Below are 2059 nucleotides of genomic sequence, written 5' to 3' on the forward strand. Positions count from 1 at the left end.
CCGTTCCAACCGCCTGGGCGCGGACAAGCGGAACACGAACTTCGCCGGTGGGAACACCTCGGCGAAGGGCACGGAGAAGGACCCGGTGACCGGGGAGGACGTGGAGCTGTTGTGGGTCAAGGGTTCCGGCGGGGACCTGGGAACCCTGAAGGCGGACAACCTGGCGGTGCTGCGGCTGGACCGGCTGCAGGCACTCAAGGCCGTCTACCCCGGCGTCGAGCGCGAAGACGACATGGTGGCCGCCTTCGATTACTGCCTGTTCGGCAAGGGCGGCGCCGCGCCCTCGATCGATACCGCCATGCACGGACTCGTGGACGCCGCGCACGTGGACCACCTGCACCCGGACTCCGGCATCGCGATCGCGACCGCGGTGGACGGCGAAGCCCTGACCTCCAAGGTCTTCGGCGAGAAGGTCGTGTGGGTTCCCTGGCGCCGCCCCGGCTTCCAGCTGGGACTGGACATCGCAGCGATCAAGGAAGCCAACCCACAGGCCATCGGCACCATCCTGGGCGGCCACGGCATCACCGCCTGGGGCGCCACGAGCGGGGAAGCCGAAGCCAACTCCCTCTGGATCATCGAACAGGCCGAACGCTACATCGCCGAGAACGGCAAAGCCGAGCCATTCGGCGCCAAGCTCCCCGGCTACGCCGCACTCCCGGAACCCGAGCGACGCGCCAAGGCGGCCGCCCTGGCTCCCGTGATCCGCGGCCTCGCCTCGGCCGACAAACCGCAGGTGGGCCACTTCAGCGACGATCCGCGTGTCCTGGAATTCCTCGAAGGCACCGAGCACCCGCGCCTGGGCGCGCTGGGCACCTCCTGCCCGGACCACTTCCTGCGCACCAAGGTCAAGCCCCTCGTCCTGGACCTGCCCGCCGACGCCGGCATCCAGGAGAGCACCGCGCGCCTGAAGGAACTCCACGCCGCATACCGGGAGGACTACCAGGCCTACTACGACCGCCACGCCGTCCCCAACCGCCCCCTAGCCTCGCAAGCTCGGCCAGGGAACCCTGCGGCTGTGGGCCCAGCCAGCCCCGCCCTGCGGGGCGCGGACCCGGCCATCGTCCTGGTCCCCGGCGTCGGAATGTTCTCCTACGGCAAGGACAAACAGACCGCACGGGTCGCGGGCGAGTTCTACCTCAACGCGATCAACGTGATGCGCGGCGCCGAAGCCATCTCCTCCTACGCACCGATCGAGGAAGCCGAGAAGTTCCGGATCGAATACTGGGCCCTCGAGGAAGCCAAACTCGCCCGGATGCCCAAACCCAAGTCCCACGCCACGCGCATCGCTTTGGTGACCGGCGCGGCGTCGGGCATCGGCAAGGCGATCGCGACCCGCCTCGCCGCGGAAGGCGCCTGCGTGGTCATCGCGGACCTCAACCTGGACAACGCCCAGGCCGTCGCGGCCGAACTCGGCGGCGACGACGTCGCCATCGGCGTGCAGGCAGACGTCACCGACGAAACCCAGGTGCAGGGAGCCATCGACGCGGCCGTCCTGGCCTTCGGCGGCCTGGACCTGGTGGTCAACAACGCGGGCCTGTCCATCTCCAAACCCCTCCTGGAAACCACCGAGAAGGACTGGGACCTGCAACACAACGTCATGGCCAAAGGCTCGTTCCTGGTCTCCAAAGCCGCGGCGAAGGCCATGATCGACCAAGGCCTCGGCGGGGACATCGTCTACATCTCCTCCAAGAACTCGGTATTCGCCGGCCCGAACAACATCGCMTACTCCGCCACCAAGGCAGACCAGGCCCACCAGGTCCGCCTGCTAGCCGCCGAACTGGGCGAGCACGGCATCCGCGTCAACGGCATCAACCCCGACGGCGTCGTCCGCGGCTCCGGCATCTTCGCCGGCGGCTGGGGCGCCAAGCGCGCCGCCGTCTACGGCGTCGACGAGCAGGAACTGGGCAAGTACTACGCCCAACGCACCCTGCTCAAACGCGAAGTCCTCCCCGAACACGTCGCCAACGCCGCCGCCGTGCTCACCAGCAACGAACTCTCACACACCACCGGCCTGCACATCCCGGTCGACGCGGGCGTCGCAGCAGCCTTCCTCCGATGA

The 2059-nt window shown here is 68.6% G+C and carries 1 protein-coding gene; it reads left to right on the top strand.

Annotation, left to right across the window (positions count from 1 at the left end; genetic code table 11):
* Nucleotides 1–2059: bifunctional aldolase/short-chain dehydrogenase (locus AC1DJW_RS26340; protein ID WP_476902931.1), on the top strand; the 2059-nt coding region annotated here is incomplete at its 5' end.

The sequence above is a fragment of the Arthrobacter sp. 05L417 genome, from assembly GCF_056397865.1.